Origin of the sequence: Acetobacter sp. DsW_059 (assembly GCF_002153695.1) — a bacterium.
GTDB lineage: Bacteria > Pseudomonadota > Alphaproteobacteria > Acetobacterales > Acetobacteraceae > Acetobacter > Acetobacter thailandicus.
Genome location: NZ_JOPI01000155.1, coordinates 1 through 231 on the forward strand (window position 1 = coordinate 1; position 231 = coordinate 231).

Annotated in this window: 1 protein-coding gene; it reads right to left on the reverse strand. The window is 51.1% G+C overall.

Annotated elements, in window-relative coordinates:
* Positions 1-231: carbohydrate porin (locus HK25_RS12385; protein WP_143296023.1), on the reverse strand; the 231-nt coding region annotated here is incomplete at both ends.

Consider the following 231-nt stretch of genomic DNA (forward strand, 5'->3'; position numbering starts at 1 on the left):
TAATATAGGTCGAGGCGGTTGGTTTAACCAGAATACGTGCCGCCCATGTGGCAGAGGTAAAGGACGGCGACGAGCCATCAATTGTCAGCGTTGTGGGCGAAGAACACAGGAAGGTTGCGAACATACAGTAAAGTTCTGACCCCTCAAACTCACCCCCTTTGGGGTTGGCCCGGCCGGCAAGAATATACAGATGCTTATTAAACAGCTCCTGATCCCAGGTCATTTCTCTGA